Raw genomic sequence first — 23,060 nt, forward strand, 5'->3', positions numbered from 1 at the left:
AGGCTTTGAGGAGAAGCTCATGGCCGGCGCAAAAGAGATACGTAGTAAGATCGCAAGCGTCCAGAATACGCAGAAGATCACGAAAGCGATGGAAATGGTCGCCGCTTCCAAAATGCGTAAATCGCAGGAACGCATGGCGGCCAGCCGTCCTTACGCTGAAACCATGCGCAACGTGATTGGGCACCTTGCAAACGGTAATCTGGAATATAAGCATCCTTACCTGGAAGAGCGCGACGTTAAGCGTGTCGGTTACCTGGTGGTATCTACCGACCGCGGCCTGTGCGGTGGTTTGAACATTAATCTGTTTAAAAAACTGCTGAATGAAATGAAAGCCTGGTCCGATAAAGGCGTGCAGTGTGATATGGCACTTATTGGATCTAAAGGGGTTTCATTCTTTAACTCAGTTGGCGGTAACGTTGTGGCGCAGGTGACAGGGATGGGTGATAACCCCTCTTTGTCCGAACTGATTGGCCCGGTGAAAGTCATGCTGCAGGCCTATGACGAAGGTCGTCTGGATAAGCTTTATATTGTCAGCAATAAATTTATTAACACCATGTCTCAGGAACCGACGATTACTCAATTGCTGCCGCTGCCAGCGGCGGAAGATGAGGAGTTGAAAAGTAAAACCTGGGATTACCTGTATGAACCAGACCCTAAAGCGCTGCTGGACACGCTGCTGCGTCGCTATGTGGAGTCACAGGTTTATCAGGGTGTGGTGGAAAACCTGGCCAGCGAGCAGGCCGCACGAATGGTGGCGATGAAAGCCGCGACCGATAACGGCGGAAACCTGATTAAAGAGCTGCAACTGGTGTACAACAAGGCTCGTCAGGCCAGCATTACTCAGGAACTCACCGAGATAGTCTCGGGGGCCGCCGCGGTTTAACCAGGTTAATACGTAGAGGATTCAAGATGGCAACTGGAAAGATTATCCAGGTAATCGGCGCCGTGGTGGACGTCGAGTTTCCTCAGGATGCCGTACCAAAAGTGTACGACGCTCTTGAGGTGATGAATGGTAATGAGCGCCTGGTGCTGGAAGTTCAACAGCAATTAGGCGGTGGCGTGGTGCGTACCATTGCCATGGGTTCTTCTGATGGTCTGCGCCGTGGGCTGGACGTCAAAGATCTCGAACATCCTATTGAAGTACCGGTTGGTAAAGCAACGCTGGGGCGTATCATGAACGTACTCGGCGATCCGGTCGATATGAAAGGTGATATCGGTGCAGAAGAGCGCTGGGCAATTCACCGCGAAGCGCCAACCTATGAAGAGTTGTCAAACTCTCAGGAGCTGCTGGAAACCGGTATTAAAGTAATGGACTTGATTTGCCCATTTGCTAAAGGCGGTAAAGTTGGTCTGTTCGGCGGTGCGGGCGTAGGTAAAACCGTAAATATGATGGAGCTTATCCGTAATATTGCGATCGAGCACTCCGGTTACTCTGTGTTTGCAGGCGTGGGTGAGCGTACTCGTGAGGGTAACGACTTCTACCATGAAATGACCGAATCTAACGTACTGGATAAAGTATCGCTGGTATACGGGCAGATGAACGAGCCGCCGGGAAACCGTCTGCGCGTTGCGCTAACTGGCCTGACCATGGCGGAAAAATTCCGTGACGAAGGGCGTGACGTTCTTTTGTTCGTCGATAACATCTATCGTTATACGCTGGCTGGTACAGAAGTTTCCGCGCTGTTAGGACGTATGCCGTCTGCGGTAGGTTATCAGCCGACGCTGGCGGAAGAAATGGGCGTTCTGCAGGAGCGTATTACCTCAACGAAAACAGGTTCTATCACCTCCGTGCAGGCGGTATATGTCCCTGCGGATGACTTGACTGACCCGTCGCCGGCAACCACCTTTGCGCACCTTGATGCTACCGTGGTTCTGAGCCGCCAGATTGCCTCTTTGGGGATTTATCCGGCCGTTGACCCGCTGGATTCCACCAGCCGCCAGCTAGACCCATTAGTGGTTGGCCAGGAGCATTACGATGTCGCGCGTGGCGTGCAGTCAATTTTGCAGCGCTACCAGGAGTTGAAAGACATCATTGCTATTCTGGGGATGGATGAACTGTCCGAAGAAGATAAGCTGGTGGTTGCTCGCGCCCGTAAAATTCAGCGCTTCCTGTCGCAGCCATTCTTCGTAGCAGAAGTCTTTACAGGTTCGCCGGGTAAATTCGTTTCTCTGAAAGATACTATCCGCGGCTTTAAAGGCATTATGGACGGTGAGTACGATCACCTGCCGGAGCAGGCGTTCTACATGGTTGGCACCATTGAAGAAGCAGTGGAAAAAGCCAAAAAACTGTAACGCCTTGACAGGAGGGTGACATGGCAACGACTTATCATCTGGATGTCGTCAGTGCAGAACAACAAATGTTTTCTGGTCTGGTCGAAAAAATCCAGGTTACGGGTAGCGAAGGTGAACTGGGTATTTTCCCCGGCCACGCTCCGCTCCTCACCGCCATTAAGCCTGGTATGATCCGCATCGTAAAAGATAACGGCGCTGAAGAGTTTATATATCTCTCTGGCGGCGTGCTGGAAGTGCAGCCAGGAACCGTAACGGTTTTGGCTGATACAGCAATTCGTGGTCAGGATCTCGATGAAGCTCGCGCTCAGGAATCTAAGCGCAAAGCGGAAGAACACATTCGCAGCTCCCACGGCGATGTGGATTACGCTCAGGCTTCTGCAGAACTATCGAAAGCTATCGCCAAACTGCGCGTGATTGAACTGACTAAAAAAGCGATGTAATACAGGCTTGAAGCATAAATGCCAGCCCCGGGGCTGGCATTTTTATTGCCAATATTAAACCATCTTCTGGGGAGGTGGCGATCGTTCATGTAGGGCTGTGCCCGGGGAATGCTTTGCTAAATACTGCCCCGGTTTGCTACCTGCAAATCAAGGAGTCAATAGCATCCGCTTGCCGCGTATTCTATCGCTGTCAATATCATCTCGTATGGGCGCCGAAGTACGGATACAAAATCCTCAAAGGTAGCCTCGATAAAGAGCTTTATCGCAGCGTCTATATCTACAGCAATACGAAAAGCGCACGGTCGTTGAGCTAAATGTGCCGGTAGGTCATAGCCAGAACGCCGCCAGGTTTAGGTGCCCAGGAACTCACAGGATGCGAACGGCTATCAGACTGTTTGCGACGTTTCCTTATCTCAGAAAGCGCAAACGTTGGAACAATTATTCCGGGAAAGAGATATTTTGCGGACTCAGCGAGCGCACACGAAGAAAATGTCCGGTACCAGGAAAGATAGCGAAAGAGGAAGAAGAACGGCAAATCCAGCCTGGTGTGGAAGGGGAGTGTTTAAGCCTGCTTTTAGGGGGCTGCGTCAAAGCCACCTGTTATGCAGGCGAATTTTTATTGGCAAATGCTATGCCCATAAAATATGACTCTCCGTTTTACTTTAGCTCTGCCGGTAAAACTTACCTTCGCCATAATTCCTTTCTTTACCGCACAGTTTTGGCTTGAACCCGCTCCCCAATTTTTATTGAGCCACTTGGGTTATTGCTCTGATTATATTAATGCTTTTGTTAAAGTGCCTGTATATACAGAGTGTGGAATTATCGAAATTTACAGAAGATGGCCTTTGCTAGTTAGAGGCCATCTTCTGATGCCATAAAAGGCAGTTACGCTGGGCCGTGCCCGTTAGAGCGTGATTCAGAAAGCTGCTGTAACACTGCTAACTGATTCAAAGACTCCTGCATAGAATCAATTCTGTCGGTTAATGTATGCAGGCTGTGAAGATGTTGAGATATGCTCTTCTGATCATTTATGGTTTTACTTTCCATTGACGAAAGGCTATCCGCAGCGCTGAGACTACGCTGCGCCATGTCGGTCGCTGTTTTCATGGTAAGGTCAGCGACAGCGCGGATACGGGTAATAGTTTCGACGGCCTTCCGTATGTTGCTGGTGGTGGCATCCGCCTGCTCTTTAGATGAGTGAGCCAGACGACGCACTTCATTAGCGACGACGGCAAATCCCCTGCCCGCCTGCCCCACGCGCGCGGACTCTACCGCAGCATTAAGCGCCAGTATATTAATCTGAAAGGCCATGTTGCTGATGATGTCCGTAATTTCAGTAATGCTATTCGATATCTTTTCAAGTTCAGTTAACTCGCTTTCTAGCCGATGCTGGGCCTGCTGGCTTTCCTGCGCCACATTACTGATAGCCCGAATACCGCTTTCTGCAAGGTTCAATGTTTTGTGTTGATGCTGCGTCGCTGATTCGAGAATAGGTAGTAGTTCAATCAGCGGTTCAAAACCCCGCTGATGTGAAATCATGCTCTGAAGTACACGGTTTTGAATATCATGCAATGTTTCCCAGCGTGACAGTTCGCGCTGAGCATAATGTCCCGCGTAGCTGGCGTATTGCACAGGGAAGTGGGTCATACTTTTTACATCTCTATCAAAGAAGACCAACGCAGATAGAGTTTGATTCATGGGTACGCCAAGAATTTCACCAAAGCTGGAAAAACCAGCGGCAATTATTCCTTTAAAAAAATGGGCATCGGAAAGCTGCGGTTGATTTCCAAGCCGCCTTAATACGCAATCGTTCATCAGAATGGCCGCTGGTTTACCCCGGCTTTTAATGAAAGTCTTCCAGTCGTTACGCGTAGTTTGTTTAAAATCGGTCTTTTCAAGCAGGTAAAGTTTGTCGCCAAATTCAAGATCGCAAAAGAAATGAATACAGGTTTCTTCAATGCTGGCGATGGAGCGAATGAAATATTCATTGCCGACCTTAACTCCAAAAGTCAGTGATTCAAGTCGTTCACTAAGCTGGTGAATAGAACAATTTAAATGGTCGGCCAGGGCATGGGTGAACGGATATTGTTGCCCATTATCGTCGAGTACTGATGTGACGGTGCGAGCAATAGGATCGGCTTCGGCAATAAGCCAGCTTTTAGCCGTTGGCTTGAAGTTCTGGCTTTTAAAAGGCGCAAATGATTTCCCTTCCGCGATTTGGCAAAAAACAATCACGGCTTTACCTTGAAGTACGTGGTTATCGATACCTATCCAGGTTCCATCAAATTCAATTCTCCCTCCTGCTGAGCCACCAATAGCCAGGCAAGGAAAACGCCCGCTATTATACCAGGCCTGCATCAGAAAGCCTTCCGATGCTGAAAGTCCATCGCAATAGATAAGGGCGAAAGTACGATCGGAAGATAAAGGCGTATTTACCCGTAATGATTCTAATTCGCGTTGAATTGCCTGAATGCGATCTGCGGCATTTTGTGTGTCTTTAGTATGTAAATCAACAATATGTGATTCATGATGTGAAATTAATTTTTGTGGAAGATAAATCCAGCTCCCTTCCTGGCTAGTGCTATCGCAATAAGTGGTGCGCTCGCCGCTACTACTTAGTGCACCGCTGGAAGACAATGTTAAGACAGTTAATCGGTTTGTCGTAAATTGTTGAAAGCTACGGCTTACTGAAGAAAATTGAGTATTGGGAGGAATAAATACCATCAAAATACCGGCAGCGTGTTTAGATAATCCCAATGCTGATAGCGATCCCGGTGGGGTATGACAATTAAAAGTCCCGTTATTTAAACTATGTCTGTTTCGGTTAAATACGGGGGGGATGATAGATTTTATATTTAATAACTCTTTCATTTTATTATATTTCGTTAATCTGTTAATAATATGGTGTGCCGAAAGCATTACCCAATAGAGAAACATTCTTGATAACAGCCAATGAGGTGGCTATCAACCTTATATTAGTAGTTCTTTATCATTTTACTTAACATGAGCAATATTCCTTTTGTCTGTTTTCCTTCAAGAACACTGTGTGTCGGTAAATAATAATTTACAGTTTATGACTTATACAAATATGAAGCTAATGAGTGGAACTATTTTTGTATATCCAGATATGTAATTATCGCTACTTTGATACGTATTGAAGTACTACATTCTGGAAGTCAGCAAAATATCCATAGTAATCTCTTTTACCGACGGCCGTTGAATTAGTGTTATGAATTAAAAATAACTCATTGTTTGTAATGGTTTTTATATGATGTAACTTTGCTTTTAACAGATTGTTTTTAATTGGGTAGTGTATCTTATCCCTGATTCGTGCCATTGTCTGACCGTCCGATGTTTGGTTTAACAGGCAAAAGAAGTAAATAGCCTTACTGAGGCGACGTATTTTGTTCTCTTGAATTGATTGTTGCTATTTATGCCTGAAGTCGTTTGAAATGCTACCTTCCTGATAGCCTGTATGTAATTTCACCTGCAGCTGCTTTTATGCTGCTTATTATTTCCTGACGAGCAATATCATCAATGCATCGTCATTTTGTTAGTGATTTATTTTTACCGCTTATTTCTTATTATTAATTTTCGATTGATTATGAACGCAGTTTTTTATTGAAGTGTTTATTATTTAATAATTTAATTTGTTTTCTTCAGTTATTGAAAAGATAGATGTTATTTTTTATTTTTCATAATTGTTGCATTAATGTTGATTGTGTTTAATTTTATTCTATTATTATCTTTACTCTAGAAGTAACGCAATTTCCGAATATATGTTGGCTTCTCAACGCAGAGATAATAGAGCTATTTTCCTGAATTTCAGCATGCCTTTTATATTGGTATATGTATTTTTTCTGTAAAATAATTGCTATGAAGAAGGTTTTTTTCGTCTGCATCTTTCACCATTGGCATCGAAAGAAACGTAAAGTACCCCCCTGGCGATGCCGAGCAATGAAAGGTTTTCTTTTACTGTTAAAAAAAAGCGTTATTCTTGCAATATCCGGTATGTTTGCTGCTTACAGCGCATTTTTCCCGCGCTTTGTTTGCTCTATTTTGAGTGAAGGCCTGAAATGCAAAGCCGTAGAGACAGGTTTAGTGATTGCTTTTTCAGCAAACCATTTTTACATGAAAAATATGTAGAAGTTTTAGGGTGAAGTCGTTTTACTTTCCATACAAGTTAGAATCAGGACGCATATGTTAAACAGTATTTTAAGCGTAGTTATCCTTGCCGCTGGTAAAGGAACGCGCATGTACTCCGATTTACCTAAGGTACTGCATACTCTGGCGGGGAAGCCTATGGTGCAGCACGTTATTGATACAGCTGAAGAATTAGGGGCGCGCAATATTCATCTGGTCTACGGGCATGGTGGAGAATTGCTCAAGCAAACGTTAAAAACTGAATCTCTCAATTGGGTGGAACAGCGTGAGCAGTTGGGTACCGGGCATGCCATGCAGCAAGCCGCGCCTTTTTTTGCTGATGACGAAGACATACTCATGCTTTACGGTGATGTACCGCTAATCTCCGCTGAAACGTTAACGCGCCTTTGTGCCGCGAAGCCTGAGGGTGGAATTGGATTATTGACCGTTGAGCTAGACAATCCTACCGGTTATGGCCGTATTACGCGGGATAACGGTAAAGTTAGCGGTATCGTTGAGCATAAAGACGCCAATGATACGCAGCGCCAAATCAGGGAAATCAATACCGGCATTTTGGTTGCGAACGGGGCGGATTTAAAACGCTGGCTCGCCAGTCTGGATAATAATAATGCGCAGGGCGAATATTATATTACTGATGTCATTGGTATGGCCTGGCAAGAAGGTCGGGAAATTTCTGCGGTGCAGCCAGAGCGTTTGAGCGAAGTAGAAGGCGTGAATAATCGCCTGCAGTTATCTCGCCTTGAAAGAGAATATCAACGCGAGCAGGGAGAGAAACTTTTGCTGGCTGGCGTTATGCTGCGCGATCCCGCTCGTTTCGATTTACGTGGGACGCTAGCTCACGGGCGCGATGTAGAGATTGATACCAATGTCATTATTGAAGGCAGCGTTACGCTCGGGCATCGCGTTAAAATTGGCACCGGATGTGTAATCAAAAACAGTGTGATTGCTGATGACTGCGAAATCAGCCCCTATTCCGTTGTTGAAGACGCCAGGCTTGAGTCTGATTGCTCGATCGGGCCTTTTGCCCGTCTGCGTCCGGGCGCTGAGCTTGCTACTGGTGCGCACGTAGGCAATTTTGTTGAAATGAAAAAGGCGCGGCTCGGGAAGGGGTCAAAAGCCGGGCATTTAAGCTATTTAGGTGATGCAGATATTGGCGATAACGTGAATATTGGCGCAGGAACCATCACCTGTAACTATGATGGTGTTAATAAGTTCAAAACCATTATCGGTGATGGTGTTTTTGTAGGATCAGATACGCAACTGGTCGCGCCGGTTACCGTTGGCGCAGGGGCGACGATAGCCGCTGGCACTACGGTTACGCGAGATATTCAGGAAAACGAATTAGTGTTAAGCCGCGTGCCTCAGGTACACAAACAAGGCTGGCAGCGTCCGGCGAAGAAAAAATAGTATTTATTTGGCATCCTCTCATGTCCGAGGGGGTGCCAAGGCGCTTTTCGGTCTCTTTTTCATAAAGAGGCCCGGGGAAGGGAATCATATAAATTCTCCCCCAGGTACTTCCTATAAAAAACCCCAATCTCTACAAGGCTCGGGGAGCCGGTATTCCGGTATGACAGGTTAGCGACAACGCTGGCGGAAACGCCGTTATCAGGAACTCATATTATGTGTGGAATTGTTGGCGCAGTAGCGCAACGCGATATCGCAGAAATTCTGCTGGAAGGATTACGCCGTCTGGAATATCGCGGCTATGACTCAGCGGGTCTGGCAGTTGTTGATGATAAAGGAAATATGTCCCGTTTGCGACGTGTCGGCAAAGTGCAGGCGCTGGCTAGCGCGGTGGAGTCGCAGCCGTTGCACGGTGGAACTGGTATAGCGCATACGCGCTGGGCGACGCACGGTGAGCCTTCAGAATCGAACGCGCATCCTCATGTTTCTGGTCATATCGCAGTAGTGCATAACGGTATCATTGAAAACTACGAGCCACTGCGCAACGAGTTAAAGTCTCGCGGGTATGTTTTTGCTTCAGAAACCGATACTGAAGTGATTGCTCACTTGGTGCACTGGGAAATGGAACAGGGCGGATCGCTGCGCGATGCCGTGCTGCGCGCAATCCCGCAATTACGTGGCGCATACGGGACTGTAATTATAGATACTCGCAACCCCGATGTTTTATTAGCCGCGCGCTCAGGTAGTCCACTGGTTATTGGCCTTGGGGTGGGAGAGAACTTTATTGCTTCCGATCAGTTGGCTCTGCTACCGGTAACCCGGCGGTTTATCTTCCTTGAAGAAGGCGATATTGCAGAAGTTACTCGCCGTAGCGTGACTATTTTTTCACGCACCGGGGAAGCGGTAACGCGCCCTGAAGTGGAGTCAAACCTTCAATATGATGCGGGTGATAAAGGGATCTATCGCCACTACATGCAAAAAGAAATTTACGAACAGCCAAACGCGATAAAAAATACCCTGGTCGGGCGAATTAATCATGGCTCCGTCGATCTTAGTGAAATTGGCCCACAGGCGGATGAGCTGCTCTCTCAGGTTGAACATATCCAAATCGTTGCCTGCGGCACGTCTTATAACTCCGGAATGGTGTCGCGCTACTGGTTTGAAGCTCTGGCTGGCGTACCGTGCGATGTCGAAATCGCATCGGAGTTTCGCTATCGCAAATCCGCCGTGCGGCGCAATAGCCTAATGATAACGCTTTCTCAGTCGGGAGAAACCGCAGATACGCTGGCCGCACTGCGTTTGTCTAAAGAGCTGGGATATTTAGGATCGCTTGCCATATGTAACGTTGCCGGATCGTCGCTGGTGCGAGAGTCTGATTTGGCGCTAATGACTAAAGCGGGAACGGAAATCGGCGTGGCTTCTACCAAGGCGTTTACTACCCAGTTAACGGTACTATTGATGCTGGTGGCAAAAATAGGGCGCCTGAAAGGTGTAGATGCCGCTATCGAGCAGGATATTGTCCATGCTCTGCAGGCCTTACCTAGCCGTATTGAGCAAATGCTTTCTCAGGACAAGCTAATTGAAACATTGGCTGAGGATTTTTCTGATAAGCAGCATGCGCTGTTTCTTGGGCGTGGCGATCAGTATCCCATCGCTCTGGAAGGCGCGCTCAAGCTGAAGGAAATTTCTTATATTCATGCAGAAGCCTATGCGGCTGGTGAACTCAAACACGGCCCGCTGGCGCTAATTGATGCCAATATGCCCGTCATTGTCGTCGCGCCTAACAATGAGTTGCTGGAAAAGCTGAAGTCGAATATTGAAGAGGTTCGCGCGCGAGGTGGTCACCTGTACGTGTTTGCCGATGAAAATGCAGGTTTCACTGATAGTGAAACAATGCACGTTATTTCATTGCCACACGTTGAAGAGGTGATTGCACCGATATTTTATACCGTGCCGCTACAACTGCTGTCTTATCACGTTGCTTTAATTAAAGGCACTGATGTAGACCAGCCGCGCAATCTGGCGAAATCAGTTACGGTTGAGTGAGTTAATATTGTATTAAAAAACCCCGGAATAAAATCCGGGGTTTTTTATTGCCAACTGAAAACCGCGTCCTGGGGGCGTGGTCATCAACAGGTTTTGGCTTTGCCCTGTTGTTTTGGGATTTAAATCTCACAAGACTGGCAGAGGCTTTTTTTAAAGAATTTGGTATGCCCCCCCGGGTATCAAAGCAGTGCCGCCTTCTATTTCTATGAAGGAAGATTTTTACTGTTAGCGAAAAGTCGAACCCTGGATACAGGGTTATTAACAGAAGTTTTGGCGGAACCTATAAAAACTGGCTTATGCTAAAACGTTCCGGGGTTTCCACGCCGTTTAAAGGGAGAAAGACTGAAGAGGGCCTAAAGTGCTCCCGGCAATTTTATTCGAAATGTAGGGAAGTTCCGCTCAAAACTGAGCAGAGTTTCAATATTAGCTATGGTTCTAAATTCATTGTTCGGCAATATCATGTTTTCTTCCCATTAGGTAATAGCAATCTCCGACACTATAACCAACCAAGTTAATACTGGATAAGAATAGCTATCTGTATGCGAGCCTGCACGGCATGAAGCGATATTGTTAGTTATTGCTCGATTTTCTACATTGATAATTGTGAATAATTTCTCTTTATCATATTTCTTGAATAACGAACTAATGTCTCCGAATACATTCTTATGGCTTTATTCCTATTGTAATGAACATTTTTCTGAATATAGCATAAGCAGCACGGCTGTCATGTAACCATGGTAATGAGATGACAACAATAAAATATCAATGCAGAAACAACGGGATGTCGTCTCTGATAGTGGGGTAATGTTTAATAATATAAAATAACTTTTTAATGTTTATTATACCTTTAACTAAAGATCATCATTTTGCCCGGCCTTTTTTCTTAAAGAAAAGACATTATTTTAATTTATTTTAATGTTACATGGATTTGATTTTTACAATAAAATCAATTAGTTATTGTGTTTTTGTTATATTGTGTATATTGAGATTATTTACATTAACCTATTCATATACATTTTATTTTTTCGTTTTTGGTATTGTGTTTAAATCTTCTTTGTGAATAATCTCAATGCATGGGAATTGATTTGTAGGCTGTATCTTAATTCCTTTTATGTGGTTCTTATGGATGTCATTTAAAATGGAAATAACTATGAAAAGATTATCATTGCTGTCTTTAATTATGTCAGGGGTAATGGTTAGTAGTGTGGCGAATGCTAATGACTGGAACAACTGGACATCAAATGTGGATAGTAGCAATGGTCATGCTGGATCGGCTGCTACTAATGGAAATTTCTCTGATATAAAAAATAATGTCGATAGTATTGATTCGACGCTGACTCAGCATGTTAAGGATCAGGAGGCTGTAAATAAGAAACAGTCCGCTATTAATGATAGCCAATCAGCGTGGAATAAGGCCCAGGAAGGTCTGAACAATCAGCAGCGTGATATTAATCAGAAGCAGGCTGATACCAATGCGAATCAGTCTACATGGAACAAAAGTCAGGAATCGATAAACAACCAACAAGCCTCGGTTAATCAGCAGCAATCGACGGTTAACCAGCGGCAGGATCAGTGGAATCATCAACAGGAAGGGGTTAATACTCAGCAGCAGATTGTCAATCGTACGCTAACGCAACAGAATGCCCAAATGCGTAATGATATTAATAGTTTGCATAATAGGGTAGATAACCTGGATAATAAAATGAAGCGTGGATTTGCCTCACAGGCCGCTTTATCTGGCTTATTCCAGCCATACAGCGTAGGCCGGTTTAATCTCTCTACGTCGGTTGGTGGATATGAATCTACGAATGCTCTTGCGGTAGGCTCTGGTTATCGTTTTAATGATAATGTCGCAGCAAAAGCCGGTGTGTCTACTAATACCGAGGATTTTAAAGGCGTTACTTATAACGCTGCGATAAACTTTGAGTGGTAAGAAATTTAATTGGTTTTATACACATGGCAATAGTAAAAATAATTATAAAATAAACAATATAATTATAAGGTGTTTGCTGTTATTTGTTTTCCTCCTGGCGTTGATACATCATAACAGGAACTATGCGTGTGTAAATGATATGGTGTATCACTATTATTTCTTGTTGGCCGCCACTTATGTGGCGGTTTTTTTAGGATTAAATATGATTAGTGACGGTTCAGGTTACAGCCGCTAATTATTCATAGTAATGGATACAATAAATTTAGAGACCGTTATAACTCTACTTTATCTTACTGCTAAGCTGAGATATTTCATTTTTTAGCGCACTATAATCGCGTTTATTATTTTCTATATCGCGCTTTAAGGTGTCACTTTCACGCTTCATATTATCAAGCTCCCCTTTTAACTTGCTATTCTCATTACTTATTTCTTTAATATTACTCTCCAGAGCGGCATTTTTATTTTTAAGCTCATCGATCGTTTTTTGTTGAGCATTGACGTTTTGCACAGCTGTATTGACCGCATCGATACTGAGATTTGAGACAGAAATATTATAGTAACCGTTATGATCTTGACTGCCTGATCCTGTTAGTATCGTTGAGCCAGAGTCGTAATTATAGAACCTTATGTTATCTGCTGCGGTGGCCTGCAGAATAAAGGTTGTACAAAGTAAAGTGCTAATAAAAAGAAGAGGCTTAATCATACTGAATTTCCTTATTTATCATTTATATATGGTATTTTTGCTCTTGGGTGAGCGTACTTTTTTGTCATAAAACTGTCATATTGCGGACATTTCTCTGTCATGTTTAGGGCCTATTTTCTTTTATGGCAGCGGGCCTTTAATACCTGCTACATAAAGCCATTCGCGTAATTAAGTGGCTCCCTGGGTCTAATAAAACAGACAATTCTGGAGATATTATGAATGTGCTGCGTTATCCAGTTTTTACTGCCTTTGTCGCACTCCTTTCGTTACCCGCCTTTTCTTCTTATGCTGCTGTAAATCTCACCGGAGCCGGGGCTACGTTTCCTGCGCCGGTCTACGCCCGCTGGGCCGATAGCTACCAAAAAGCAACGGGCGGAAAAGTGAATTATCAGGGAATAGGTTCTTCGGGGGGCGTAAAGCAAATTATCGCTAATACCGTTGATTTTGGTGCTTCAGATGCGCCGCTTTCGGAAGCAAACCTTGAAGAAAATGGTCTGTTTCAATTCCCTACGGTTATCGGTGGCGTCGTTCTGGCGGTAAATATACCCGGGATAAAAAGCGACCAACTGGTGTTAGACGGCGCGGCGGTTGGTGATATTTACCTTGGGAAAATAAAAAAATGGGACGATCCGGCTATTAAAGCGCTCAACCCGGGCGTTAACCTGCCGGCGATTAATATCGCCGTAGTTCGATGTGCAGATGGTTCAGGCACCTCTTACGTGTTTACCCGCTATCTATCAAAAGTAAATGAGACCTGGCAAAAACAAGTGGGTTCAGGAACTACGGTTAAATGGCCCGTGGGACTGGGCGGTAAAGGAAATGATGGTATTGCGGCGTTCGTACAGCGTTTACCTGGCGCAATAGGCTATGTGGAATACGCATATGCGAAACAAAATCGCCTGGCCTGGACGCGCCTGATATCTGCAGATGGGAAACCCGTTAGCCCGACCGAAACGAATTTCTCAAATGCGGCAAAAGGCGCGGACTGGGAAACTTCATTTGCTCAGGATCTCACTAATCAAAATGGTGCGGATGCGTGGCCGATAACCTCAACGACATTTATTCTTTTACCCAAAAAAACGCAGCGCCCGGGCCAGACCCGCGAAGTATTAAAATTCTTTGACTGGGCGTGGAAAACCGGTGGTAAAGACGCTAAAGCGCTGGATTATGCCACGCTGCCAGATGAGGTTGTTCAGCAAATTCGTCTGGTATGGAAAACCGCATTAAAAGACGAGCACGGGAAGTCGCTTTATTAAGCCCATTCGTCAGTATTCCTATCACAACCTGAAAAGATAACGTTATGGTGACAATAATGCGTGCGCGGAAATTTTCGGGGAAGCGAGCGGACCTAGTATTTGGCACCCTGGTCAGACTGGCAGCGCTGGTCATATTGCTATTTATGGGCGGTATCATTGTTTCGCTAATCGTAGCTTCGGTGCCGAGTATGGAAAAGTTCGGCATTGCATTTCTCTGGTCGAAAGAGTGGGATGCGCCGAATGAAATATTTGGCGCACTGGTGCCGGTTTACGGCACGCTGGTAACCTCTTTTATCGCATTGATTATTGCGGTTCCCGTAAGCTTTGGCATCGCATTATTTTTGACTGAACTTGCGCCGCGCTGGCTACGTCGGCCTTTAGGCATCGCCATTGAGCTGCTTGCCGCTATTCCCAGTATCGTTTACGGAATGTGGGGACTATTTATTTTTGCCCCGCTATTTGCTACCTGGTTTCAGGCGCCTCTAGGGCAGATTGTATCTACGGTTCCGTTTATTGGTGCGCTTTTTTCTGGTCCGGCTTTTGGTATTGGATTACTGGCCGCCGGTATCATCCTGGCGATTATGATAGTGCCGTATATTGCCTCAGTGATGCGCGATGTTTTCGAACAAACCCCTGCCATGATGAAAGAATCCGCGTATGGCGTTGGCTGCACAACGTGGGAGGTTATTTGGCATATCGTTTTGCCTTATACCAAAAATGGCGTTATCGGCGGCGTGATGCTGGGTCTGGGGCGGGCGCTGGGAGAAACCATGGCAGTCACATTTATTATCGGTAACACCTGGCAACTGGACAGCGCTTCCTTATATATGCCGGGCAACAGCATTACATCGGCGCTGGCGAACGAATTTGCTGAAGCAGAGTCGGGATTACATTCCTCTGCGCTCATGGAACTTGGGCTTATTTTGTTTGTAATTACGTTTATTGTGCTGGTTCTTTCCCGGCTCCTGGTCGCGCGCTTAGGCAGAAATGAAGGTCGGCAGACATGAATAAGCCAGAAACACGAGTTCAGTTATTGGCTACGCGGCAGCGAATGCAGTCCCGCAGGCGTGTAAAAAATGGAATAGCGCTTACATTATCTATGGCTGCAATGATATTTGGCCTGTTCTGGCTATGCTGGATTTTATTTTCCACAGTGACGCGGGGCGTTGAAGGTTTATCACTGAGTGTTTTTACCAACATGACACCCCCACCCAATAGCGAACAAGGGGGACTTGCGAATGCGCTGGCTGGCAGCGGGCTTCTGCTTTTATGGGCAACGATAGCCGGCACCCCGGTGGGTATTTTAGCCGGCATATATCTGGCTGAATACGGGCGTAGTTCAGCGCTGGCGGGGACGATTCGTTTTATTAACGATATCTTACTGTCTGCGCCTTCAATCGTAGTTGGGTTATTTGTTTACACCATCATGGTTGCCCGTATGCAGCATTTTTCGGGATGGGCTGGGGTAGTAGCGCTGGCGTTGTTACAGGTACCGATTGTTATACGAACCACGGAAAATATGTTGAAACTGGTGCCAGATAGTTTACGTGAAGCGGCTTATGCGCTGGGAGCACCAAAGTGGAAAATAGTTACCGCTATTACCCTTAAAGCCGCTGTACCTGGCGTTGTGACGGGAGTTATGCTGGCGATTGCTCGTATTGCCGGTGAGACCGCCCCGCTACTTTTTACTTCGCTGTCAAATCAGTTCTGGAGCACCGATATGATGCAGCCGCTGGCGAATTTACCGGTGACAATATTTAAATTCGCAATGAGTCCGTTTACCGGCTGGCAGCAACTGGCATGGGCTGGCGTACTTATTATTACGCTATGTGTACTACTACTGAATATTCTTGCGCGGGTTCTTTTTACTAAAAATAATTCCGGATAAATACAGGGCGATAGATATGCATGTTGAGTCCACGTATTGTGAAAAAATAAGGATTAGAAATCTAAATTTTTGGTATGGAAAATATCAGGCTCTGAAAAACATCAGCATGGATATTTCATCACAACAGGTAACGGCTTTTATTGGGCCTTCAGGGTGTGGTAAATCTACTTTACTGCGTACTCTAAATAAAATGTACGCGTTATACCCTGAGCAGCGGGCTGAAGGTGATATATTTCTGGATAGAGAAAATATACTTACTCAACAGCAAGATATTTCTTTATTACGAGCCAGAGTGGGGATGGTGTTTCAAAAACCAACGCCGTTTCCCATGTCTATTTATGACAATATCGCCTTTGGAGTAAGGTTATTTGAAAAATTATCGCGCGCGGATATGGATGAACGCGTGCAATGGGCATTAACGCAAGCCGCATTGTGGAACGAAACAAAAGACAAAATTCATCAAAGCGGATATTCGCTTTCTGGAGGTCAGCAGCAGCGATTATGTATTGCGCGTGCAATAGCAATACAACCGGAGGTATTACTTTTAGATGAGCCCTGTTCTGCACTCGACCCTATCTCTACCGGGCGCATTGAAGAATTAATTACTGAGTTGAAAAAGGATTATGCCGTTGTCATAGTAACACACAATATGCAGCAGGCGGCACGCTGTTCCGATAAAACCGCTTTTATGTACCTTGGTGAATTAATTGAATTTAGTGATACCGATACTCTTTTTACTCGACCGGCGCATAAGAAAACTGAAGATTATATTACCGGCCGCTACGGTTAATAATATTTGGGCCATTTTTACGACAACTGTACCTGGAAAACCCAATGGATAATCTTAATTTGCATAACCACATCTCTGGTCAATTCAATGCCGAATTGGCGCATATCCGCACGCAGGTAATGAGTATGGGTGGGCTGGTTGAACAACAGCTAACCGATGCGATTACGGCGATGCTTAATCAGGATAGTCAGCAGGCGCTGCGTGTTATCGATGGTGATAAAGAAGTTAATTTGCTGGAGGTGAGTATTGATGAAGCCTGTGTACGTATCATTGCCAGGCGACAGCCAGCGGCCGGTGATTTACGGCTGATAATGGCAATCATTAAAACTACCTCTGAACTCGAGCGAATTGGCGATGTGGCAGATAAGATATGCCGTACCGCGCTGGAAAGTTTTACGCAGCAGCATCGGCCATTAATTGTAAGCCTGGAATCCTTAGGCCGACATGCAATACAGATGCTACACGATGTTCTGGATGCGTTTGCAAGAATGGATATCGAAGACGCTATTCGAATCTACCATGAAGATCAAAAAATCGATCGTGAATATGAAAGTATTGTTCGTGAGCTTATGACATACATGATGGAAGATCCCCGAACCATTCCCAATGTATTAACTGCTTTGTTTTGCGCGCGCTCGATTGAACGCATTGGCGATCGCTGTCAAAACATCTGTGAGTTTATATTCTATTTTGTAAAAGGGCATGATTTCAGACATATCAATGGTGATGAAATAGAGCGGCGACTCTCCGGGAATGATTTTGTAGACAATAATTATTAATAGCAAGTACTATCCATGACGATTATTTATTAAAAATTAATAGCATTAATAATGAAAGTTATCGTTTAGTTTCACCTGAGAAAGTAATCGGTTAAATAAAATTACGAGCGATAATGCGTAAGACGCTATATGGGAAAATAGGTTATTAATAAAAAATTGTTATTAATTTATAACAATACTTAATAAAAAAGTGATGCTAAAGGATGTGTTTTATATATTAACTTGTTGTTTTTAAAGATTATTATTGCAGCCCCTATCTCGATTGTCGATATTTTTATATTATTGTTACCTCTCAATGAATATCTAATATAAATAAATTTTTCTAAGTGGGTATTTTATAAAATGATTAAAAATATTATTAAATCATAAATATATCTACCTGGAATAACGAATGAGAAATCCCTCCTTCTGATATATAGTATCTCTGTACAATTTGATTTTCATTTCGACTTATACGGGTGGCTATTTATGTGAATCCATAAAAATAGAATACACACATGCTTTCGATATTATCGTAAAAATTGAATGGTTAGTAATTTTAACATTGAATAGGGATGTCAGGATTTTTAAATGGAAATTATAAATAAAATAATTAATGAGTTTTTACCTGGTAAGAAGTTGTCTCCCTGGCAACATAAGTTGATAACATGGATTTTCTCAGAGAAATCTGTAACTCATTTACTTGAAAAAAATGAAGCAGCGACAGGTATTACTTGGGTAGAGTCTGTTATTGATACCTTTGAATTAAATATTGATATAAATAGCGATGCATATAATAAAATACCAGCTACTGGCCCAGTCATTGTAGTTTCTAACCACCCAACTTTAGCTGATGGTATTTCTCTTATAAAAACGATCTCTAAAGTGCGTACTGATATTAAATTTATCGCTAATCATTTACTGACGATTATTTTTCCTCAGGTTAAAGAGCTGACAATTGGCATTCATAATATGAATGGAAGCATGGGGAGAAAAGAATATAAAGAGATGAATGATCATCTTAAAAATGGTGGTGTTCTTATTATATGTCCTTCTGGGCGTCTGGCAAGTGCGGGGTTAACCGGGCTGCGTGAATCTCCGTGGCATGCGGGCTTTATTCAGCTAGCTATTAAGGCAAAAGCGGCGATAGTACCAATACATATCCATGGTCGAAATAGTATCCGGTATTATATTACGGCATTAATTTATCGCCCATTATCTAATCTGACGATAATGAGAGAGGCATTGAGGCAACGCGGCAATCGTCTGCGGATCACCGTGTGTAAACAAATCGATTTATCGAAGATTAAGAAATCCGATAATGATTATTCTGATATAGCAGCAAAAATACAGCGACATTTATTTCTATCCGGAAATGGGAAAAAAGGCATAGTGCCCGAGCTTCCCCCAGTTGCGATACCGGAAAAACGCTCTTTTTTAATTTCAGAATTGAATGAATGCGAAATTCTAAAAAGAATGTCAGATGGTAAAATTGTTTATCTTTATCATTATAATGGGTCATCTTATTCAGCAGTATTGCGGGAAATTGGGCGACTTAGAGAAATTTCTTATCGATCTATTGGTGCTGGCACAGGTGCGCTTCGTGATAACGATATCTATGATAGAGATTATTATCATATTATTTTGTGGGATCCAAATACGTTAGAAATTGCGGGAGCATACAGGGTAATATATATAGATGAGCAAATTAAAAACAAAGGGTTTGCTGGTCTTTATAGCTACTCTTTATTTAATTATCAAGAAGGCCTAATTCCAAATTTAGAGTCAAGTATCGAAATTGGCCGTGGGTTTGTCCAACATCAATACCAAAAAACAAATGCTATTGATGTACTATGGAAAGGAATCTTTTGCTTTATTGCAAAGTACCCACGGTGCAAGAACCTATTAGGTGTATTATCCATATCTCAGTCTTACCCAACTGATGCTCAGAAGTTAATTGTTTCTTTTTATCAGAAGTATTTTTCAGAAGGGAACTTGTTATGTTCCATTAATGGCTCATATGGATTTGATTGTAGTAGTATTGATAATATTTTCAGCGGTGATAATTTTGATGCTGATTGGAAAAAACTAAATGAAGAAATAAAAAAACATGGAAAAGATCTTCCATGGCCATACAAACAAGCGGCTAGGTGGTTTCAACCAGGTGGTTCTAAAATACATGCTTTTGTAAAAGATGACCACTTTAATTCAATTGCAGCGCTTAATACCTATGAACTTTCGAAGTTGAAAGAAATATATATCAAACACTTTGTTTACAGTGTAGATGGCAATAATTAACTAACTTTGTATCTATTAAGACTTACGTAATTGAATTAGAGAAAATAGTTATGCGATTTGTGATAGGGATATTAACTATATTAACAACCTTACTCATAGGATGTAAGGATACTAATAGCCAGCTTTTTCCTGGCTATTCTTATGGAGACTTTGTTTATCTGTCTTACAACATGTCAGAGAAAGTTTCCCAGATCTACGTAGAAAAAGGTGAAACTGTAAAGAAAGGGGAGCGTTTAGTTAAAATGGATGATTTCCCGAGTGAAAATGCAAAAAAAATAGCTGAAAAGAATTATCGAGCTGAAGTTTCATCTCTTCATAATATGCAGTCTGGTGAGCGCCCAGAAGAATTAGATATTATTCGAGCCCAACTTGAAAGGGCTAAAGCGGCGCTTAAACTTGCCAAGAGTCAGCTAGAGAGGTATCGACCACTGTATTCTAAGCGGGTTGTTTCTGAAGCGGAATGGGATAATTTTAATAATGATTTTGCGCAGAAATCGGCGCAAGTTAAAGAATTATCCAGGCAATTGGTGGCTAAAAACCTGCCTGCGCGCGATGAACAGATTCGTAATCAAAGATCACGCGTAGAATCAGCTAAATTACAGTTAGATAAAGCAGAATGGGATCTTCAGCAAACCTTTATTTCTGCGCCTCAGGATGCATTGATATACGATGTTATATATCGACCTGGTGAACGTCCTGTTGCAGGGCGACCTATAATTAGTCTGCTTCCCCCTGAAAATATAAAAATACGTTTTTTTGTTCCAGAATCAACATTAGCAAAATTCCATGTGGGTATGAAGGTCAAAATTTACAGCGATGGGGTTCATAAAACCGTATCCGGGAAAATAAACTACATTAGCCCTCAGGCTGAGTATACACCGCCCGTAATTTATAGTACCTCCCGCAGAGAGAAGCTTATTTTTATGGTAGAGGCTATTCCTGATATAAATCAGGCTATGAATATAAGAATTGGCCAACCTGTGCGCGTGGAGCCAGTTCCTCATGAGTGATTTGTGTATCGATGTCCGAAAGCTAAATAAACATTTTGCTAAAAATCATGTGGTTAAAGATTTTTCGCTCCAGGTACATAAAGGCGAGATCTATGGCTTTTTAGGGCCTAATGGCAGTGGAAAAACGACATCAATACGCATGATGTGTGGGCTTATTACACCGGATTCGGGTAGCGGGCGCTGTCTTGATATGGATATATTTACCCAAAGCGATGACATAAAAAAGCGCATTGGTTATATGACACAGCATTTTTCAATGTGGGGAAATTTGACCATTAAAGAAAATCTGCTTTTTGTCGCCAGGCTTCATAACTTGGATCAGAGAAAACAGCGAGTTGAGAAAACGCTGACTGATTTAGGTTTAACGGCTCGCCAGGATCAATTGGCAAAATACCTTTCCGGAGGCTGGAAACAAAGAATGGCGTTAGCTGCCTGCATGTTACACCAGCCTTCACTATTATTTTTAGATGAACCTACGGCTGGGGTCGATCCAAAAGCAAGACGTGAATTTTGGCAAACGTTACATCGTTTATCCGATGAAGGTATTTCCATTCTTGTGAGTACGCATTATATGGATGAAGCGGAGCGATGCCATAAAGTAGCATACCTATCTTATGGACAATTACTCGCCAGTGGAACAATTCAGGATATTATTAAAGCGCAGAATCTAACGACAATACAGATAACTGGAACAAACTTGAGTGAAATAGAAAGCCGACTCTTGGAATTTCCTTCAATAGAACAAACCGTAATTTTTGGAAATAAATTGTTTGTTACCTCACGCGATGAAAGAAAATTGGGAGAAATTATCTCCCAAAACTTAACCCGAGAATATCAGTTCAGTAAAGTCGATACGAATCTGGAAGATGCCTTCACTTGGTTAATGAAATCGAATGATGAAAAAAATGAAACTTAATTTTTCTATAACACGCTGGATCGGTATTGTTATTAAAGAACTACATGAATTGAGAAGAGATAAAATCAGCATTGGTATGATTTTTCTTACGCCATTATTTCAACTTATTATTTTGGGGTATGCTGTGAATATGGATCCACACAGGGTTCCTACCGCGTTGCTTAACTATGATACAGGGCGATTTAGCCAGGTATTTATCAGTGCGACCCAAAATACTGACTACTTCTCAATGATTCCTTTCTCATCCGAGCCGGAGGCTAAAAAAGCATTCATTAATGGCGATGTTATTTTTATTCTCACTATCCCGGAAGGGTTCTCAGAAAGGATATTAAAAGGAGAGAAACCAAAATTACTTATTCAGGGCGATGCTATCGATCCAATGGCGATAGGCAATGCATTGAGCGCTATTGTACAGGTATCCAAAAATGCTTTTCAGCATGATTTACCCGATGCATTAACTACCAATCAGGGTGAGGATGTTTTTGAGTTAGTTATCCATAAAATGTTTAATCCGGAAGGTATTACTCAATATAATACGATCCCAGGAATTATTGGTTCGATATTGAGCACTACACTTATTTTGATGACGGCTCTTGCTATTACCAGGGAGAGAGAAAGCGGCGCCATTGAAAACTTATTGGTTTCACCTGTCACCGGGCTGGAAGTCGTTTTGGGTAAAATAACACCTTATATTCTTATTGGTATTTTCCAGTCTGTACTGATACTTGTTTTTGCAGTTTACTTATTTAAAATTCCTCTAATGGGAAATGTTTTTCTGTTGTTCTCAGTCTTAATTATGTATATTTTTTTATGTCTGTCGCTAGGGATTACTATCTCTGGCGTGGCGCAAAGTCAGTTGCAGGCTTTACAAATGTCCTCTTTCTATTTTATTCCGTCGGTGATGTTGTCTGGGTTTATCAGCCCTTTTATCAGTATGCCTGTTTGGGCGCAGGCGATAGGTTCATGCCTCCCGCTAACTTATTTTATCCGGTTGATTAAAGGGATTATGCTGAAAGGCTACACACTCATTGAGCTGTTACCTGATTTACTGCCTTTATTTATCTTATCCGCCGTTGTTATTTTTATTGGATTGAAAACCTACCGTAAAACCCTGGATTAATAGCAATTCAGTTAATAAAAAAATTAATTACAAAAGCTCCCC

The 23,060-nt window shown here is 43.2% G+C and carries 18 protein-coding genes and 2 pseudogenes; 18 read left to right on the plus strand and 2 right to left on the minus strand.

Features of this window, described 5'->3' with window-relative positions; translation table 11 throughout:
• Nucleotides 1-19: 19 nt before the first annotated feature.
• From atpG to SFA31_RS19045, 5 genes and pseudogenes are all read left to right on the plus strand, one after another.
• Nucleotides 20-883, plus strand: coding sequence for a F0F1 ATP synthase subunit gamma (gene atpG, locus SFA31_RS03410; RefSeq protein WP_322836709.1), 864 nt, complete (start codon nt 20-22; stop codon nt 881-883).
• Nucleotides 884-909: 26 nt separating this feature from the next.
• The gene (gene atpD / locus SFA31_RS03415) at nt 910-2,292 is read left to right on the plus strand and encodes a F0F1 ATP synthase subunit beta (protein ID WP_322836710.1); all 1,383 of its coding nucleotides are present in this window, start codon (nt 910-912) and stop codon (nt 2,290-2,292) included.
• A 20-nt stretch (nt 2,293-2,312) separates the two neighbouring features.
• Complete coding sequence (locus SFA31_RS03420; RefSeq protein ID WP_322836711.1) at nt 2,313-2,732, plus strand: F0F1 ATP synthase subunit epsilon; 420 nt, start codon at nt 2,313-2,315, stop codon at nt 2,730-2,732.
• Between the two features lie 158 nt (nt 2,733-2,890).
• Nucleotides 2,891-3,058 (plus strand): annotated as a pseudogene (locus SFA31_RS19040) (transposase); the annotation flags it as partial.
• Between the two features lie 44 nt (nt 3,059-3,102).
• Nucleotides 3,103-3,288 (plus strand): annotated as a pseudogene (locus SFA31_RS19045) (IS200/IS605 family transposase); the annotation flags it as partial.
• 329 nt (nt 3,289-3,617) lie between these two features.
• Here the strand turns inward: SFA31_RS19045 and SFA31_RS03430 are convergent.
• Nucleotides 3,618-5,603 (minus strand): methyl-accepting chemotaxis protein, encoded by a 1,986-nt coding sequence (locus SFA31_RS03430; protein WP_322836712.1) that lies wholly within the window; start codon nt 5,601-5,603, stop codon nt 3,618-3,620.
• Nucleotides 5,604-6,689: 1,086 nt separating this feature from the next.
• On the opposite strand from SFA31_RS03430, the gene SFA31_RS03435 reads away from it, so the two are divergent.
• The 4 genes from SFA31_RS03435 to SFA31_RS03450 all read left to right on the plus strand — a co-directional run bounded on the left by SFA31_RS03435 (nt 6,690) and on the right by SFA31_RS03450 (nt 12,279).
• Nucleotides 6,690-6,878 carry a hypothetical protein gene (locus tag SFA31_RS03435; protein WP_322836713.1) on the plus strand — a complete coding sequence of 63 codons (189 nt, stop codon included), beginning with the start codon at nt 6,690-6,692 and terminating at the stop codon, nt 6,876-6,878.
• A 54-nt stretch (nt 6,879-6,932) separates the two neighbouring features.
• On the plus strand, nt 6,933-8,303 hold the full coding sequence (gene glmU, locus SFA31_RS03440; protein WP_322836714.1) for a bifunctional UDP-N-acetylglucosamine diphosphorylase/glucosamine-1-phosphate N-acetyltransferase GlmU: 1,371 nt from the start codon (nt 6,933-6,935) through the stop codon (nt 8,301-8,303).
• A 213-nt stretch (nt 8,304-8,516) separates the two neighbouring features.
• Nucleotides 8,517-10,346 (plus strand): glutamine--fructose-6-phosphate transaminase (isomerizing), encoded by a 1,830-nt coding sequence (gene glmS, locus SFA31_RS03445; RefSeq protein ID WP_322836715.1) that lies wholly within the window; start codon nt 8,517-8,519, stop codon nt 10,344-10,346.
• Between the two features lie 1,150 nt (nt 10,347-11,496).
• A complete protein-coding gene (locus SFA31_RS03450) occupies nt 11,497-12,279 on the plus strand; it encodes a YadA C-terminal domain-containing protein (RefSeq protein WP_322836716.1) in 783 nt (260 codons plus the stop codon).
• Nucleotides 12,280-12,559: 280 nt separating this feature from the next.
• Here SFA31_RS03450 and SFA31_RS03455 read toward each other — a convergent pair whose 3' ends face one another.
• Nucleotides 12,560-12,982: a hypothetical protein gene (locus SFA31_RS03455; RefSeq protein WP_322836717.1), complete on the minus strand. Its 423-nt coding sequence runs from the start codon at nt 12,980-12,982 to the stop codon at nt 12,560-12,562.
• A gap of 215 nt (nt 12,983-13,197) precedes the next feature.
• Between SFA31_RS03455 and pstS the strand changes: the two genes are divergently transcribed.
• The 9 genes from pstS to SFA31_RS03500 all read left to right on the plus strand — a co-directional run bounded on the left by pstS (nt 13,198) and on the right by SFA31_RS03500 (nt 23,018).
• Nucleotides 13,198-14,238 (plus strand): phosphate ABC transporter substrate-binding protein PstS, encoded by a 1,041-nt coding sequence (gene pstS, locus SFA31_RS03460; protein ID WP_322836718.1) that lies wholly within the window; start codon nt 13,198-13,200, stop codon nt 14,236-14,238.
• Between the two features lie 56 nt (nt 14,239-14,294).
• Nucleotides 14,295-15,245, plus strand: coding sequence for a phosphate ABC transporter permease PstC (gene pstC / locus SFA31_RS03465; protein ID WP_322836719.1), 951 nt, complete (start codon nt 14,295-14,297; stop codon nt 15,243-15,245).
• The gene (gene pstA / locus SFA31_RS03470; RefSeq protein WP_322836720.1) at nt 15,242-16,126 is read left to right on the plus strand and encodes a phosphate ABC transporter permease PstA; all 885 of its coding nucleotides are present in this window, start codon (nt 15,242-15,244) and stop codon (nt 16,124-16,126) included. The genes pstC and pstA overlap by 4 nt, the downstream gene beginning before the upstream one ends.
• A 16-nt stretch (nt 16,127-16,142) precedes the next feature.
• Complete coding sequence (gene pstB, locus SFA31_RS03475) at nt 16,143-16,916, plus strand: phosphate ABC transporter ATP-binding protein PstB (protein ID WP_322836721.1); 774 nt, start codon at nt 16,143-16,145, stop codon at nt 16,914-16,916.
• Between the two features lie 44 nt (nt 16,917-16,960).
• Nucleotides 16,961-17,695: a phosphate signaling complex protein PhoU gene (phoU, locus tag SFA31_RS03480; protein ID WP_322836722.1), complete on the plus strand. Its 735-nt coding sequence runs from the start codon at nt 16,961-16,963 to the stop codon at nt 17,693-17,695.
• Nucleotides 17,696-18,265: 570 nt separating this feature from the next.
• A complete protein-coding gene (locus tag SFA31_RS03485) occupies nt 18,266-19,972 on the plus strand; it encodes a lysophospholipid acyltransferase family protein (protein ID WP_322836723.1) in 1,707 nt (568 codons plus the stop codon).
• A 50-nt stretch (nt 19,973-20,022) separates the two neighbouring features.
• Entirely contained in the window at nt 20,023-20,982 is a 960-nt protein-coding gene (locus SFA31_RS03490; RefSeq protein WP_322836724.1) for an HlyD family secretion protein, read from the plus strand.
• A complete protein-coding gene (locus SFA31_RS03495) occupies nt 20,975-21,898 on the plus strand; it encodes an ABC transporter ATP-binding protein (protein WP_322836725.1) in 924 nt (307 codons plus the stop codon). Before SFA31_RS03490 ends, SFA31_RS03495 begins: the two co-directional genes overlap by 8 nt.
• On the plus strand, nt 21,879-23,018 hold the full coding sequence (locus SFA31_RS03500) for an ABC transporter permease (RefSeq protein WP_322839279.1): 1,140 nt from the start codon (nt 21,879-21,881) through the stop codon (nt 23,016-23,018). Before SFA31_RS03495 ends, SFA31_RS03500 begins: the two co-directional genes overlap by 20 nt.
• Nucleotides 23,019-23,060: the final 42 nt, after the last annotated feature.

Origin of the sequence: Erwinia sp. HR93, assembly GCF_034555055.1 — a bacterium.
In the GTDB taxonomy this organism is placed as follows: domain Bacteria; phylum Pseudomonadota; class Gammaproteobacteria; order Enterobacterales; family Enterobacteriaceae; genus Apirhabdus; species Apirhabdus apintestini.